This window comes from Sphingomonas sp. SphC10 (assembly GCF_057004845.1).
The window spans coordinates 177,028-192,346 of sequence record NZ_CM168044.1 but is presented as its reverse complement, the minus strand read 5'-3'; the positions used below and the strand labels follow the sequence as shown (position 1 = coordinate 192,346).

14 protein-coding genes are annotated in these 15,319 nt (G+C 67.3%); 7 read left to right on the top strand and 7 right to left on the bottom strand.

What is annotated here, in order from left to right; all coding sequences use genetic code 11:
- Positions 1-36: 36 nt before the first annotated feature.
- Entirely contained in the window at positions 37-1,047 is a 1,011-nt protein-coding gene (gene thiS, locus ACWKSV_RS00810) for a sulfur carrier protein ThiS (RefSeq protein WP_076715492.1), read from the bottom strand.
- 113 nt (positions 1,048-1,160) lie between these two features.
- Here thiS and aroQ point away from each other — a divergent pair, with 113 nt between their 5' ends.
- The 6 genes from aroQ (at position 1,161) to glnA (ending at position 5,931) form a co-directional block, all read left to right on the top strand.
- The gene (aroQ, locus tag ACWKSV_RS00805; RefSeq protein WP_076715490.1) at positions 1,161-1,595 is read left to right on the top strand and encodes a type II 3-dehydroquinate dehydratase; all 435 of its coding nucleotides are present in this window, start codon (positions 1,161-1,163) and stop codon (positions 1,593-1,595) included.
- Positions 1,596-1,609: 14 nt separating this feature from the next.
- On the top strand, positions 1,610-2,089 hold the full coding sequence (gene accB, locus ACWKSV_RS00800) for an acetyl-CoA carboxylase biotin carboxyl carrier protein (protein WP_076715489.1): 480 nt from the start codon (positions 1,610-1,612) through the stop codon (positions 2,087-2,089).
- Between the two features lie 6 nt (positions 2,090-2,095).
- Entirely contained in the window at positions 2,096-3,448 is a 1,353-nt protein-coding gene (gene accC / locus ACWKSV_RS00795) for an acetyl-CoA carboxylase biotin carboxylase subunit (RefSeq protein WP_076715487.1), read from the top strand.
- A 128-nt stretch (positions 3,449-3,576) separates the two neighbouring features.
- On the top strand, positions 3,577-3,912 hold the full coding sequence (locus tag ACWKSV_RS00790; protein ID WP_076715486.1) for an arsenate reductase family protein: 336 nt from the start codon (positions 3,577-3,579) through the stop codon (positions 3,910-3,912).
- 160 nt (positions 3,913-4,072) lie between these two features.
- Complete coding sequence (locus ACWKSV_RS00785; protein ID WP_007405799.1) at positions 4,073-4,411, top strand: P-II family nitrogen regulator; 339 nt, start codon at positions 4,073-4,075, stop codon at positions 4,409-4,411.
- 107 nt (positions 4,412-4,518) lie between these two features.
- A complete protein-coding gene (gene glnA, locus ACWKSV_RS00780) occupies positions 4,519-5,931 on the top strand; it encodes a type I glutamate--ammonia ligase (RefSeq protein ID WP_042490094.1) in 1,413 nt (470 codons plus the stop codon).
- 99 nt (positions 5,932-6,030) lie between these two features.
- Here the strand turns inward: glnA and ACWKSV_RS00775 are convergent, their stop codons facing one another.
- Positions 6,031-6,429, bottom strand: a complete 399-nt coding sequence (locus tag ACWKSV_RS00775; RefSeq protein WP_156884218.1) for a hypothetical protein — start codon at positions 6,427-6,429, stop codon at positions 6,031-6,033.
- A gap of 110 nt (positions 6,430-6,539) precedes the next feature.
- Here ACWKSV_RS00775 and ACWKSV_RS00770 point away from each other — a divergent pair, with 110 nt between their 5' ends.
- Complete coding sequence (locus tag ACWKSV_RS00770; RefSeq protein WP_076715483.1) at positions 6,540-6,986, top strand: MarR family winged helix-turn-helix transcriptional regulator; 447 nt, start codon at positions 6,540-6,542, stop codon at positions 6,984-6,986.
- Between the two features lie 18 nt (positions 6,987-7,004).
- Here ACWKSV_RS00770 and ACWKSV_RS00765 read toward each other — a convergent pair whose 3' ends face one another.
- The 5 genes from ACWKSV_RS00765 to ACWKSV_RS00745 all read right to left on the bottom strand — a co-directional run bounded on the left by ACWKSV_RS00765 (position 7,005) and on the right by ACWKSV_RS00745 (position 15,232).
- Positions 7,005-7,304 carry a putative quinol monooxygenase gene (locus tag ACWKSV_RS00765; protein ID WP_076715481.1) on the bottom strand — a complete coding sequence of 100 codons (300 nt, stop codon included), beginning with the start codon at positions 7,302-7,304 and terminating at the stop codon, positions 7,005-7,007.
- Between the two features lies 1 nt (position 7,305).
- Positions 7,306-7,923, bottom strand: coding sequence for a peptidylprolyl isomerase (locus ACWKSV_RS00760; protein ID WP_191864852.1), 618 nt, complete (start codon positions 7,921-7,923; stop codon positions 7,306-7,308).
- 141 nt (positions 7,924-8,064) lie between these two features.
- A complete protein-coding gene (locus ACWKSV_RS00755) occupies positions 8,065-9,039 on the bottom strand; it encodes a quinone oxidoreductase family protein (protein ID WP_191864851.1) in 975 nt (324 codons plus the stop codon).
- A 38-nt stretch (positions 9,040-9,077) separates the two neighbouring features.
- Positions 9,078-13,232 carry a translocation/assembly module TamB domain-containing protein gene (locus tag ACWKSV_RS00750; RefSeq protein WP_076715478.1) on the bottom strand — a complete coding sequence of 1,385 codons (4,155 nt, stop codon included), beginning with the start codon at positions 13,230-13,232 and terminating at the stop codon, positions 9,078-9,080.
- Positions 13,229-15,232 (bottom strand): autotransporter assembly complex protein TamA, encoded by a 2,004-nt coding sequence (locus ACWKSV_RS00745; protein WP_083706590.1) that lies wholly within the window; start codon positions 15,230-15,232, stop codon positions 13,229-13,231. Before ACWKSV_RS00745 ends, ACWKSV_RS00750 begins: the two co-directional genes overlap by 4 nt.
- Between the last annotated feature and the right edge of the window lie 87 nt (positions 15,233-15,319).

The following is a 15,319-nucleotide window of genomic DNA, read 5'->3' as shown; positions in this document are numbered from 1 at the left end:
ACGGTTCGTTACGCGGCAAGTTCCGTGAAATTAAAGTTAGATCAGGCCGGCAAGCGGGCTGGAAGGGTCGGCGTAGCGTCGCATGCCCATGCGCCCGGCGCGGTATGCCATGCGCCCCGCCTCGACCCCCGCCTTCATCGCGCGGGCCATCAGCACCGGGTCCTTGGCCTCGGCGATCGCGGTGTTCATCAGCACGCCGTCGCAGCCCAGCTCCATCGCGACAGCGGCTTCCGAGGCGGTGCCGACGCCCGCATCGACCAGCACCGGCACCTTCGCCCCCTCCACGATCAGGCGGATCGTCACCTTGTTCTGGATGCCCAGCCCCGAGCCGATCGGCGCGCCCAGCGGCATGATCGCGACCGCCCCGACATCCTCCAGCCTCTTCGCTGCGATGGGATCGTCGACGCAATAGACCATCGGCTTGAAGCCTTCCTTGGCCAGAATTTCGGTCGCGCGCAGCGTCTCATACATATCGGGGTAGAGAGTCTTGGCCTCGCCCAGCACCTCCAGCTTGACCAGATCCCAGCCGCCCGCCTCACGCGCCAGCCGCAGGGTGCGGATCGCATCCTCGGCGGTGAAGCAGCCCGCCGTGTTGGGCAGATAGGTAATCTTCTTCGGGTCGATAAAGTCGGTCAGCATCGGCGCATTGCGGTCCGACACGTTCACCCGGCGCACCGCGACCGTGACGATCTCCGCCCCCGCCGCCTCGACCGCCGCCGCATTCTGCGCGAAGTCCTTGTACTTGCCGGTCCCGACGATCAGGCGCGAGCGGAAACGCTGCCCTGCGACTTCCCACGAATCATCGTCCGCGACCGTCACCGCATGATCGCCGCCGCCGACGAAGTGCACGATCTCGATCTCGTCGCCATCCTCGACCTCGACCTGCGCCAGCGTCGAGCGCGGCACCACCTCCAGATTGCGCTCCACCGCCACCTTTTCGGGCACCAGCCCCAGCTGGTTCGCCAGATCGGCCAGCGACAGGCCCGCCGCCACCCGCTTATGCTCGCCATTCACGGTGATCGTCACGGTTCCATCGGTATGGGGCATATGTGTCACTTACCATGCAAGTCGCTGCCCGCTCGACGTGGGATAGGGCATGCGGTTAAGGAAGGCCCTCGATCTAGGCCCGGCCATCCCGAGCCGCAACCATGGGAGTGCCGATGCCCGCGACCGTTTATGTCCTCAACGGGCCGAACCTGAACCTGCTCGGCCTGCGCGAGCCGCATATCTATGGCCATGACACGCTGGACGATATTGCGGGGCTGCTGGAGGATCGCGCGCGCGAGCTGGACCTGGCGATCGACATGCGCCAGTCCAACCATGAAGGCCATGTGATCGACTGGCTGCACGAGGCCCAGGCTTATGAGGCGAAAGCCGTGCTGCTCAATGCCGGGGGCTTCACCCATACGTCGATCGCGATCCATGACGCGATCAAGTCGGTGACGACCCCGGTGATCGAGGTTCACCTATCCAACCCTCATGCGCGGGAGCCATTCCGCCATGAGAGCTTCATCGGGCGTGCCGCAAAAGGCACAATCGCGGGTTTTGGCGCGCATTCCTATCTGCTCGCGCTTGAAGCCGCGGCCCGGTTCTGACAGGAGCGCGTCCCATGACCGAAAAGACCGAACAAGCGATGAAGGTCGATGTCGACCTCGTCCGTCAGCTCGCCGAGCTGCTCGACGCCACCGCCCTGACCGAAATCGAGGTCGAGCATGGCGACCGCAAGATCCGCGTCGCGCGCAAGGCCGCAGCCGTCGCCCAGATGGGCTATGCGCCGGCCCCTGCGCCCGTGGCCGCGCCCGTCGCTGCCGCACCCGCCGCAGCGGAAGTCGGTGCCTCGGCTCCGGCCGTGTCGGCCAACGCCGTGAAGTCGCCGATGGTCGGCACCGTCTATCTGTCGGCCGAGCCGGGTGCCAAGCCCTTCGCCGCCGTCGGCCAGAAGGTCGCCGCCGGTGACACGCTGCTGATCGTGGAAGCCATGAAGGTCATGAACCCGATCACCGCGACCCAGGCGGGCACCGTCACCGCCGTCCTGGTCGAGAACGGCCAGCCGGTCGAGTTCGACCAGCCCCTGGTCGTCGTCGAGTAAGCCGCCTTGGCGCAGATCAAGAAACTCCTGATCGCCAATCGCGGTGAGATTGCGCTTCGCATCCACCGCGCCTGTCACGAGATGGGGATCGAGACCGTCGCCGTGCACTCCACGGCCGACGCCGATGCCATGCATGTGCGCCTCGCCGACCAGGCGGTGTGCATCGGCCCGCCCGCGGCCGCCGACAGCTATCTCAACATCCCGAACATCATCTCGGCCGCCGAGATTTCGGGCGCGGACGCGATCCATCCGGGTTACGGCTTCCTCTCGGAAAACGCCAAGTTCGCCGAGATCGTCGAGGCGCACGGCCTGATCTTCGTCGGCCCGAAGCCCGAGCATATCCGCATCATGGGCGACAAGGTGGAGGCCAAGCGTACCGCCGGTGCGCTCGGCCTGCCGCTCGTCCCCGGTTCGGACGGCGCGATCTCGGATCTCGAGGAGGCCAAGGCGCTGGCCACCAAGATCGGCTATCCGGTGATCATCAAGGCGGCCTCGGGCGGCGGCGGACGCGGCATGAAGGTCGTGTCCTCCGAGGACCAGCTCGAAACGCTGATGCAGCAGGCCGGTTCGGAGGCGAAGGCCGCGTTCGGCGACTCGACCGTCTACATGGAAAAATATCTGGGCAATCCCCGGCATATCGAATTCCAGGTGTTCGGCGACGGCAACGGCCAGGCGATCCATCTGGGCGAGCGCGACTGCTCGCTCCAGCGCCGCCACCAGAAGGTGCTGGAGGAAGCTCCCTCGCCGATCATCACGGCCGAGGAGCGCGCCCGCATGGGCGGCGTCGTCGCCAAGGCGATGGCCGATATGGGCTATCGCGGTGCGGGCACGATCGAATTCCTGTGGGAAGACGGCGAGTTCTATTTCATCGAAATGAACACGCGCCTTCAGGTCGAGCATCCCGTCACCGAGATGATCACCGGACTGGACCTGGTGCGCGAGCAGATCCGCATCGCCGAGGGCCATCCGCTGACTCTGCGCCAGCAGGACGTGCAGTTCCGCGGCCATGCGATCGAGTGCCGCATCAACGCGGAAGACCCGCGCACCTTCGCCCCCTCGCCGGGCACGGTGAAGATGTATCACGCACCGGGCGGCATGCATGTCCGCGTCGATAGCGGCCTCTACCAGGGCTATAAGGTCCCGCCTTATTACGACAGCATGATCGCCAAGCTGATCGTCTACGGCACGACCCGCGAAGGCGCCTTGCGCCGTCTGCGCCGCGCGTTGGAGGAGTTCGTGATCGAGGGGATGAAGACCACCATCCCGCTCCACCAGTCGCTGCTCGACGACCCCGAGTTCCAGAAGGGCGACTATACGATCAAGTGGCTGGAGGAATGGCTGGCCAAGCAGGGCGCGTAACCTCCTACTCCTCCCCCTGCAGGGGATGAAAACTTGGCCCCCTCCCCGGTCGGGAGGGGGCTTTTTCATGCCCGGAAGCGGGGATTACCCCTCCACATTCCCCGCCACCCATGCCAAAAGCGTCGGCGATGAAGGCGACGATCCTCCACAACCCGCGCTGCTCCAAGTCGCGCGAGGTGCTGGCCCTGCTGAACGAGGCCGGGGCGGATGTGACGGTGATCGAATATCTGAAGACGCCGCCGAGCGCCGAGGAACTGGCGCGGCTCTATGCCAAGGGCGGGCTGTCGCCGCGCGACGGGCTGCGCAAGGCGGAGGCCGAGGCCAAGGTGCTGGCCGACGCGGATGACGCGACCGTGCTGGCCGCGATGGCCGCCCATCCGATCCTGATCGAGCGGCCACTGGTCGAGACGCCCAACGGCGTCGTGATCGGACGGCCTCCCGAAGCGGTCCGAGGCATCCTGTGACCGCTGCCCATAATTTGAGCAGCACTTGGCACCATGCCTGCTTTTCGGGCGCAATTCTGATCGATTTCTTACCCTCTTACGAGGGAAAGGCAGTTGGCACGATCTCTGCTACGCGCAGGGTCGGGCGAGGGTTCGAACAACATCGGGGGCAGTCAGGCTCGTGAAAAAGATTGAGGCGATCATCAAGCCGTTCAAGCTCGATGAGGTGAAGGAGGCGCTGCACGAAATCGGCGTGTCCGGCATCACCGTCACCGAGGCGAAGGGCTTCGGCCGCCAGAAGGGCCATACCGAGCTCTATCGCGGCGCCGAATATGTCGTCGACTTCCTGCCGAAGGTGAAGCTGGAAGTGGTGGTCGAGGACGGCCTGGCCGAACGCGTGGTGGAGGCGATCGCTGCCGCCGCGCAGACCGGCCGGATCGGCGATGGCAAGATCTTCGTGATCCCCGTCGAGACCGCACTGCGCATCCGGACGGGCGAACGCGACGACGCGGCGATCTGACGCAACCCATACTTATCCGTCACCGGGCTGACATTCGGTCCCACTAAACACGTATCACCGGCCCCGGCCTTTCGCCGGAGGGCGGCCAAGCAGAGAGAGAACGGAACATGGCGAATACGGCCAGCGATATCCTGAAGCAGATCAAGGACGAAGAGATCGAGTGGGTCGACCTGCGCTTCACCGATCCCAAGGGCAAGTGGCAGCACCTGACCATGGTCGCCTCGATCCTGGGTGAGGATGAGCTGACCGACGGCCTGATGTTCGACGGTTCGTCGATCGAGGGCTGGAAGGCGATCAACGAGTCGGACATGGTCCTGAAGCCCGACCTCGACGCCGTGTACACCGATCCCTTCTCGGCCACCCCGATGCTGATCGTGTTCTGCGACATTGTCGAGCCGTCGACCGGCGAGCTGTACGCCCGCGATCCGCGCTCGACCGCCAAGCGCGCCGAGGCGTTCGTGAAGACCACCGGCATCGGCGACACCGTCTATGTCGGTCCGGAAGCCGAATTCTTCATGTTCGACAATGTGCAGTTCGACACGAACTATGCATCGTCCTACTTCAAGATCGACGATATCGAGCTGCCGACCAACACCGGCCGCGAATATGAGGGCGGCAATCTCGGCCACCGTCCGCGCGCCAAGGGCGGCTATTTCCCCGTCGCGCCGGTCGACTCGGCCGTCGACATCCGTGGCGAGATGGTTTCGACCATGCTCGAAATGGGCCTGCCCTGCGACAAGCACCACCACGAAGTCGCCGCCGCGCAGCACGAACTGGGCATGACCTTCGGCACGCTAACCCAGACCGCCGACCGCATGCAGATCTACAAATATGTCGTGCATCAGGTCGCGCAGGCCTATGGCAAGACCGCGACCTTCATGCCGAAGCCGATCAAGGAAGATAACGGCTCGGGCATGCACACCCACTTCTCGATCTGGGAAGGCAAGACCCCGCTGTTCGCCGGCAACGGCTATGCAGGGCTTTCGGAGACCTGCCTGTACTTCATCGGCGGCGTCATCAAGCATGCCAAGGCGCTGAACGCCTTCACCAACCCGACCACCAACAGCTACAAGCGCCTGGTGCCGGGCTATGAAGCGCCGGTGCTGCTCGCCTATTCGGCGCGCAACCGCTCGGCTTCGTGCCGCATCCCGTACGGCACCGGCCCGAAGTCGAAGCGCGTCGAAGTGCGCTTCCCCGACGCGCTGGCGAACCCGTATCTTGCCTATGCGGCGCTGCTGATGGCGGGTCTGGACGGTATCCAGAACAAGATCCATCCGGGCGAGGCGATGGACAAGAACCTGTACGACCTGCCGCCCGCCGAGCTGGCCCAGGTCCCGACCGTCGCCGGTTCGCTCCGCGAAGCGCTCGACTCGCTGGCCGCCGACCACGACTTCCTGCTGAAGGGCGACGTGTTCACCAAGGACCAGATCGAGAGCTATATCGAGCTGAAGATGCACGAAGTGATGCGCTGGGAAATGACCCCCAGCCCGGTCGAATACGACATGTATTACAGCGGCTGATCCAGCCCCTGCACGATGTCACTACGGGGAAAGGGGCCGCAAGGCCCCTTTCTTTTTTGGGATTGGCTGGACGATCGACGGCTTTGTTCAAACTGACGTTTATTGGATTCGGCGGGCTCTCATCCGAAGCCCATCCCTCATATTTGCCGCGAGCAGCGCCAAATTAACGATTCCCGCTGCGATCTCGACAATCTGAAGTGCGGCGTACCAGCCATTCACGGGCGCGACCTGGGTGCGGGCATAAAGCAGATAGGCGCATGGCACGAGAATGAGGATACCGTTCGCGGCAACGATCTTCATGCGCCGGAACTTGACGGCTGCCAGCCCACCGGGCCTCCCCCGGCACATCGCTTTTCCCGTCATCCCCGCTGCCGCCAGCGCTACGACCAACCATTTCACGCCGTACCAAACAACTGCCTTCGAAGTTCCGGCATCGGCCACTGCGCCACCACCTAAGGTAGACAGGGTCACAGCGAGGAACGCAACGATCATCGCCATAGCGATAACGGCCGCCGTGGCATGTACCGTTCTCAAGACCGACCGCATAGACCCCCCTCCGCAACACCAGTACATAGCTAGCTATTCAAATAAGGGAAGCATAGCAAGCTATGAATGTTGAATTGAATGCACTGGCGTCGGTCGGGTACGTGACCAACTGGGCAGCACGCCTGTTTGCGCGTTCGATCGATCGGGAATTGAAACCCATTGGGGTCGCCTCAGGCCAATTACCTGTATTTTTTGCGCTTGAGGCTGGAGGGCCGATGACTCAGGCGACGCTTGCTCGGGCGGCGGCTGTCGAACAGGCGACGATGGCCGCCACGCTCTCCCGCATGGAGCGGGATGGCCTGCTACGACGCAAGCCCGATCCTGCCGATCGGCGAAGTGCGCTTATCGAACTCACGCCGTTGGGACAGGATAAGCTGGTGACGATACGGGCGGCGGTATCCCGCATCAATGCGCGGGCGATGACGCAACTCTCGGAGCACGAACAAGAGCAGTATCTCCGCCTTGTTACGAAAATCATCAAGGCTCTATCGGCGGACGGAAACCTCTGACCGCTCCGCCGTCGGACGCTAGATTTTGTGCGGTTCGGCCACCCGATAGACTCGCAGATCACGCTCTCCGATCCCCAGCCCAGGCCAAGCCGCGCGCCATTCCACCAGATGCGGCGCGGCGAAGTGCCGATCCAGCGCCGCCTGGTCGGTCCACAACTCCTTCACATGGATGAGGCCCGGATCGAGAACGTCCTCGGCATAGCCATAGTCCAGGCATCCCGGCTCGGCGCGGCTGGCCTCGACCATGCGTCGCATGACCGGGCGGGCCGCGTCGAGCTTGTCCGGCGACAGACGCACGGTGCCGACGATCAGCAGCATGTCACTTCGCCGCCGCCACCCGCTTGGCCGACAGGATCTTCACCGGCGCGGCCAGCATCTCGCCCTTGAACGGTCCCTTGGCGGGGTCGGCGGGCTGGTCGAGGATCTTGTGGATCACGTCCATCCCCTCGACCACATGGCCGAAGGCGGCATAGCCCAGATTGTCGCCGGGCTTGGACGGATCGGCGTCGAGCGAGGGCTGGTCGCCGACCATGATGGTGAAGTCGCCGCGCGCCGATCCGGGGGCGAGGCGTGCGATCGAGATGGTGCCGTCCGTGTGCTTGATGCCGGTCCTGGTCGTCGGCTCATGCGCGATCGGGGGCAGGATGCGCTTCGGCTCGTTCTGGATGCCGAACTGGACGAAGCCGAAATCGGGCGCGACGCGGACCGTGCGATAGAAGGTCACGCCGTCGAGCCGGTGCTGGTCGACATAGCGCAGGAAATTGACGGTGGTAATCGGCGCATGGGTGCGGTCGAGGTCGATCACCACGGGGCCGAGGCTGGTCTGCATCGCGATGCGGACCATGACGGGCTTGGGCGCCTCGGCGGTGGCGGGGGCTGGCGGGGTCGCGGGGGTGGTCTGGGCGGCGAGCAACGCGAGGGGCAGGAGCGCGATCATCGGGGTCTCCGGATACGGAACTGGCGTCAGGTTAGCGGGGATTTGGGGCGGGGTGTATCCCTTGGGCTTCGACTTCGCTCAGCCTGAACGGGGTTTGGGCGGATCACACCAAAACACCCGAAGTCGAAGCCTACGCCTCCCTTACGAAATAAGAACCGTACTTCCCACCGTCTCCCCCGCTTCGATCGCCCGGTGCGCCTCTGCCGCATCGGTCAGCGCGAAGGACTGGCCGATCTCCGGCGTGATCGCGCCCTTGTCCAGCGTCGCGAAGACCCGCGCGATCAGGCTGCGCTTCTCGTCCGGCGTGACCGCATAGTCGAACAGGGTCGGCCGGGTGACGAACAGTGAGCCCTTCGAGGCCAGGATGCCCAGATTGACGCCGTCCACCGCGCCCGAGGCATTGCCGAAGCTGACCACCAGCCCGCGCCGCGCCGTGCTGTTCAGCGAGGCCTCCCAGGTCGCTTTGCCCACGCCGTCCAGCACCACGGGCACACCCGCGCCGCCGGTAATCTCGCGCACGCGGGCCGCGACGTCTTCCTGCCGGTTGAGGATGACATGATCGGCCCCCGCCGCGCGGGCCTTCTCCGCCTTGGCTTCGGACCCGACGGTCGCGATCACGGTGGCGCCGATTGCCTTCAACCAACCGACCGCGAGATGCCCGACCCCGCCCGCCGCCGCATGGACCAGCACGGTCCAGCCCGGTTGCACCTTGGCGCAATCCTCGATCAGGAAAGCGGTCGTCGCGCCCTTCAGCAGGATCGCCGCCGCCGTCCGGTCGTCGACATGATCGGGCAGCGGCACCAGCAGATCGGCCGCGACGTTGCGCGCCGTGGCATAGGCCCCGCGTGCCGGGCCGAACACGCCCACCCGGTCGCCGACCGCGAAGTCGGTCACGCCCTCGCCCACCGCCTCGACCACGCCCGCCGCCTCGGAGCCCAGCTTGCCCGGCAGGTCGATCGGGTACAGCCCGCTGCGGTGATAGGTGTCGATATAGTTCAGCCCGACCGCATGGTGCCGCATCCGCACCTCGCCCGGCGCGGGCGGGGGCAGTTGCTCGTCACGCCACTGGATGACCTCGGGCCCGCCGGTCTTGTCGATGAAGGCGGTCTTTTCCATGGGCCAAACTCCTGTTCGCATTCGCGCGGGCCAACGTCTCAATAGTCCCTGGATATCCGCACATTCACATTCTGCCGCCCCAGCGTCGAGATGCTGGAGAGCAGCGACAGCCAGCGCGTCACCTGGAACTCGATCTGCGTCGCCGAATAGCCCTGCCCGTCGGTGATGATCTCGGCATAGAAACGCCGGGTGATGTACTTGCCCGCCGCCACGGAAGTGGCGCGGCCGATCTGGACGTCGGCGGGCAGCACGCGAAGCCGGTCCAGCCCCGCCGCGCGCCGCACCGCGTTGATCGGGTTCAACCCGTTGCCGCCATCCTGCAGCGCGGCGACGGCGGCGGCGAGCTGCAACGCTTCCGGCGCGGACAGGCTGGCGATCGAGGTGCCGAAGAGCAGGCGCGAGAGCAGCTCGTCATTGGGCAGTGCGGGCGTGCTGGAAAAGCCGATCTCGGGCTTCAGCGCGGTGCCGGTCACACGGATCGTCGCGCTCAGCCCCTGGACATTGGCGTTAGCCGCGATGTCGAGCGCGGGGTTGGCAGGTACCTCGCCGCCGAAGCGGATGATGCCGCGCGCCAGATCGAACTCGCGGCCTGCAAATTCATAATCGCCGCGGATCAGCGTCGCCTGGCCGGTGATCGCGGGATTGTCGGGCGTGCCGCCGATCTTCAGGTCCGCCGACCATTCGCTGTTCAGCCCCAGGCCCGACACGATCAGCCCGCCGGGCGTGCGCGCCTTCACGGCCAGCGTCCAGGGCTTGCGCGGGACATCGTCCTCCTCGCCGCCGCCCGGAATATTGATCTCGCGGATGTTGAGCTGCGGCACGGCGGTCGCCGCCGTCGCGCGGCCCAGCCGATAGCGGCTGCGGTTCAGCACCACATCGCCCGCGATCGTGCCGCCCGCGCCATCGGAATGGAAGGTCAGCGGCCCGGTCACAGTCGCACCGATATCGTCGCGCGCGATCATCGTCGCATTGGTGGCGTTGAGCGACAGGTCGAGGCCGACCCCCTTGGCAGCGGCGAAGTCGAACTGGCCGGTGCCGCTGACCCGCCCGTCCTTGCCCGCCTGCGCGGCGAAGCGATCGATGACGAGGCGCGATCCGCCGAACCGGCCGCTGGCCTGCACGTCGGTCAGTACGGTCCCGGTGGTCGCACTCTCGATCCGCGCGCCGACCGCCTTCACCGCGCCCCGGATGACCGGCTGGCTCAGCGATCCCGTCACGTCCGCGCCGATCGCGACCGGGCCGGACAGGTCGAACATCTCGACCCCGGTCAGCCGCCACAGCGTATCGGCGGGTCCGGCATAACGAAGCTGCGCGATCAGCCGTCCCGCCTGCATCCGGCTGGCCCAGTCGCCTGCGCCGCCGGGTACGATCAAAGCCTGGCCGCGCCCGATGATCCTGCCGCCCGAGGCCATGACCGCGCGCACGCCCAATCGGTCAGCGGACAGCACCCCCGCCACACCCATATCGATCGGGCGAGAGGTCAGGACGAGGCCCGCCCGGGTCAGCCCCCGGATGGTCAGGTCCGCCTTGCCAGTCGGCGCGCCCGTCGCCTGGCGGACGGTCAGCGTGCCGGTCGCGGTGCCGCCCAGCCCCAGCCCCGGATAGCCGATATCGAGCACGGCGAGCGGCATCCGGGTCAGGCTGGCCTGGATCGCAGTCGAGTCCCGGTCGAACCGGCCCGCCAGCGTCGCTTCGCCGCCCGCAAAGCTCAACCGCGTCGGCGCAAGCGCCCAGCCGTCGCCGTCACGGGTGACGACGGCTGGCGACAGCAGTTGCAACGGCCGTCGGTCGAGCGTCCCCTGCGCCGTGGTCGAGAAACGGTCGGGCGCAACCTGCGTCACGGTCTGGATCGAAAAGGCACGGCCGCGCGATCCCGAAATGCCGACCCGCACTTCGCCGTTGCCGCCGCGCATCCGGGCGGTGCCGGTCAGTTGCGCGATGTTGAACGCGCCGCGCCGCAGCCCTTGCGCATTGGCCGTGCCCTCGACCGAGGCTCCGGCCGGATCGAGCAGCGCGATCAGGTCGACGCGGCCCTGTCGGATGGTCACCCCCGAAATCTGCGCCTGACGTGCAGCCAGATGCGCCTCGATCCGCTGCACCTCGCCGACTGGGCGGAGCAGCAGTTCACCCGACAGGCCGCCGCTGCCGATGTCCATGCGCCCCGCAAAACCGCCCGGCACGACGGTGAGTGCGCCCGTCGCCCGCGCCCCCGCGACCAGCAGAGGCTGGATCTGGATCACCGCATTCTGCCCGCGCGGGAGCAGGATCGCCCCGCCCGCCTGGAACGGCCCCAACCGCGAGCCTCCTGCGGCGCGGAAGGCAAAGCCCTGATCATTGGGGTCGAGATGCAGCCGCACGTCGCGCAGGCCCATCGCCGCGTTGGGCGAGGCGAGCAGCAGGTCGAGTGTCGGCCGATCGATCCGCCCGTCCAGCACCATCTGGACCGGACCATAGCTCCGCTGCCGCCCGCCGCCGACAAAATGGAAGGTACCGTCACGCCGCCGGATCGCCTCGCCGGTCAGGCGGATGTCGGGGCCGGTCAGCACCAGGCGGCGGAAATGGAAGACGCCGTCGGTGCCGCGCTCCAGATCGGTGGTCAGGTGCGGCAGCCCGCCCGCCAGCGAACGGAGAAAGGCGTTGTCGAGCCGCCGGACCTGCGCTTCGCCGCGCCCCACGAGACGCGTGCCATGGCCGTCCGGGCCGGGCACGGCGGACAGCCGCGACTTCACATCGACGATGCCGAGGCCGGGGATGAGGTAACGCTGAAGCGCGCCGTCCAGCCCGACATCATAACGCCCGTTGGTCAGGTCGATGCGCAGGTTCAGCCGCCCCGCCAACTTGTCCGAGCGGAGCGCCAGCCCCTGCCCTATGATCTCACGGGGGGTGATGCGCAGGTCGCCCGTCGCCGACAGCCGGTGGAGGATGCCCCCCGCCGCCTCGCCCACACCGGTCACCCGCGTCGCGGTGAAGCGCACCGGCAGGGTCAGAGGCCAGCGGCCCTGCAATCGGCCCTTGCCCGTCGCGACGGCCTGCTCGAACCCGGTCTGGTCGAAGGCGAAGCGCGTCGCCGCCAGCCGATAGTCGAATGCCGCCCGGTCGAACGCCCCGTCGAGCCGCAGGGTCATGGCGATTGCCTGTCCGCTCATGTTGCGGAACAGCGCCTCGGGCCGGACCAGCCTGGCGTCGACGCGCAGCCCCTCGAACCGGTTCGCGCCCAGATCGACCACGCCCCGCGCCTTCACACGCAATGCGGGCGAGCGCAGGACCAGTGCGCCGTTCAGCTGGCGGTCGGCAAAATCGGCCTGTCCGGCGACAATAACGCGCGGCGCGGTCAGCCGCTGGAGACGCCCATGCAGCACCAGCGATGGCGCGATCTGTCCCGACAGGGCGTATCGGCCCGCCTGGGCCGACAGACGCAGATCGACCGCACGCTGTCCGCCGATACGGCCTTTTGCCACACCGTCCCAACGCGTCCAGCGTCCCGCCCCTGCGACGTCGAGCGAGACGGGCGCGCGGACGCCCGCCGCCCTGGCCAGCACGCCGTCCTTCGCACCCCGCGCCTCGACCGCCAGATCGAAACGGTTGTGATCGGGCCGCGCGTCGAGATGCAGGCGTAGCCGGTCGCTGCCCGCCACCACCCCGTTCAGCGTGACGACCGCACGGCCGTCGCGAATATCCGCCCGCCCCTCGACCTTCGCCACCCGCTCGCGGCCCAGCACGCGCGGCGCGAGGACCAGCCGGTCGAGCCGCAGCCGGTCGATGCGGATATCGAAATCGGGCAGGATCGGGGTCTGCCGCCCCGTGCTCCGGGTATGCGGCACATGGAACAGCGTCGCCGTCGCGGCCTCGACCCGGCGGATGTCGAGCGTGCCCCGCGCCCAGTTCAGGGGCCGCCAGTCGAGCCGCGCCTGCGGCACCTGCACCAGCAGCCCGTCCAGATCATAGACGCGCAGGTCGACTAGCCGCATGTCGGCATAAAGCGACCCGTCGATCCGCCCCACGGAGAAACGAAGCCCCGTCGGCGTGCGGATGGTCGCAATCCGGTCCGCAACCCAGCGATGCCCGATCGAGGTATCGACGATGCCCAGCGCCGCCAGCACGATACCGACCAGCGCGGCCACCGCGATAATGACCGCACGGCCCCAGCGGAAGCCCCGCCGCGCGTCGGGTGCGGGCTCCACATCCTCGGTCAAAACGCCTGTCCCAGCGAGACATAGACCGCGACCCGGCTATCGCCCTTTTGCGGATTGAGCGGAGTGCCGACGTCGAGGCGGATCGGCCCGAAATTGGAATAATATCGCACGCCCAGCCCGGTGCCGAAGCGCAGGCCCGTCAGACGCGGCAACGGCGAGGTGGAGATGTTGCCCGCATCCAGAAAAGGCACGACGCCGAAATTCCCGAAGGTGCGGACCCGCGCCTCGATCGAGAATTCCGCCAGGCTGCGCCCGCCGATCGGGTCGTTGTTCGCGTCGCGCGGCCCGATCGCCTGGAAACCATAGCCGCGCACCGAGGCCCCGCCGCCCGCATAGAAACGCCGCGACGGCGCGATCTGGTCGCGGGGCGCGCCCAATATCGTGCCCAGCCGAGTCCGCGCGGCCAGCACCACCCGGTCGCCGAACGGGTGGTAGAGGCTCGCATCGATCTGGGTCCGGGTATAGCCGAACACGCTGCCCTGCAGCGACACCTCCGGGCTGATCCGCCCGCCCAGCCGGAAGCCGCGCGTCGGGTTCAGCAGATCGTCCGAGCCGTCGTAATTCAGGCTGGTCGGCAGTGCGCCGATGAAGAAGGTTCGCCTGCGCGGCTGCCCCGTGCTCTCGATCACGTCGCGCTCGTCGGAGGTCAGCAACTCGCCCCCCAGCGACCAGGTCCAGGTCTTCTGGAAGAAGATGTTCGTCTGGCGCTCCAGTCCCGCCGACAGCGACAGCGTCTTGGCCTCATAGGCGTCGCGCAGGATGTGCGCGGCCGAGAATTGCGCGGTCAGTACCCGGTCGCGGCCCTGGAAATTGTTACGGCGGAACACGATCGCGCCCAGCTGCTCGCGGGTGCCGAGCACGCTGCGCAGGGTCAGTGCGCCTTCGGGCGGGAAGAGGTTGCGGTCGGTCCAGTTCACTGTCGCGCTTGCGCCTTCGCCGGTGCCATACCCCAGCTCGCCCGCGATGGTGTGCGGCGGCGCAGGCTCCAGCCCGACGGCGATGTTCACGGTCTCGGGCGTGTCGCCGGGCACGGGCTTCACCTCGACCGACGACACGAGGCCCGTCTGCACCAGCGCACGGCGCAGATCGTCCAGTTCGGCGGAGTCGTAGGGCTGGCCGGGGGAGAAGCGGGCGATCTCCTGGACATGCCTGGCGTCGAACAGCTTGTCGTTCGCCATGACGATCCGGCCATAGCGGCGGGGCGAACCCGGATCGGCCGTCAGGTCCAGCGTCGCGGTGCGCGCGGCGCGGTCGACCACGATCTGTGGATCGCCGAGCTTGGCGAAGGGGAAGCCCTCCTCGCCCACCACGGTCTTCAGCCGCGCCTCGCCCGCGACGATGGTATCGGCATTCACCGGATCGCCCGGCTTGATCCCGAACGCCTTTTCCAGCGGCGCGGCCTTGTCGCCCGCCGCCGTCACCCCGTCCAGCGTGACGCCCGCGAAGCGATAGAGATTGCCCGGCACCGCCTCCAGCAACACGGTCGGCTCGTTGCCCGGCTCGATCCGGGTCGTCACCTGCGCGTCGTAATAGCCCGCCCCGCGCAGCAAATTGATCAGCAGCTGGGCATCCTCGCGCGCGCGCCGGTCGAGCTGCGCGGCATTGGCGGGCTCGCCGTCATTGGCATCGAGGGTGGAAAGCTGCTCGAAACGCTGGCGGACCAGCTCGCCCGCGCCGTCGATCCCATCGACCCGCCAGCGATAGCGCCGCTCGGCCGCGGCATCGACGGTGGCGGCCATGGTCGCCATCGGATCGCCCGGCGCGGTCGCCAGGTCGGGCCAGGCGACGCCGATCTCCGGCAGGGGCGCCAGCGGAGCCGAGGGGTCGAGCATGGTCGGATCGTCGGGCAGGTCGCTGCCCGGTATCGTCTGTGCCGCCGGCGAGGTGACGGGGCTTGCGACCTGCGCAGCCGCAACGGCGGGCCAGCCCGCGCCGCCAAGACCCATTGCCAAGCATATGATGGCGGCCGAGCGGCGCGGCCGCCCGACGCGGACCATCATGCGCCAATCCCTAGCCGCGCGGATGCGACAGCGACACCCCAAAGCACCATCATCTGGACAGATTTGCCGATCCGGTCGTCGCGAAGC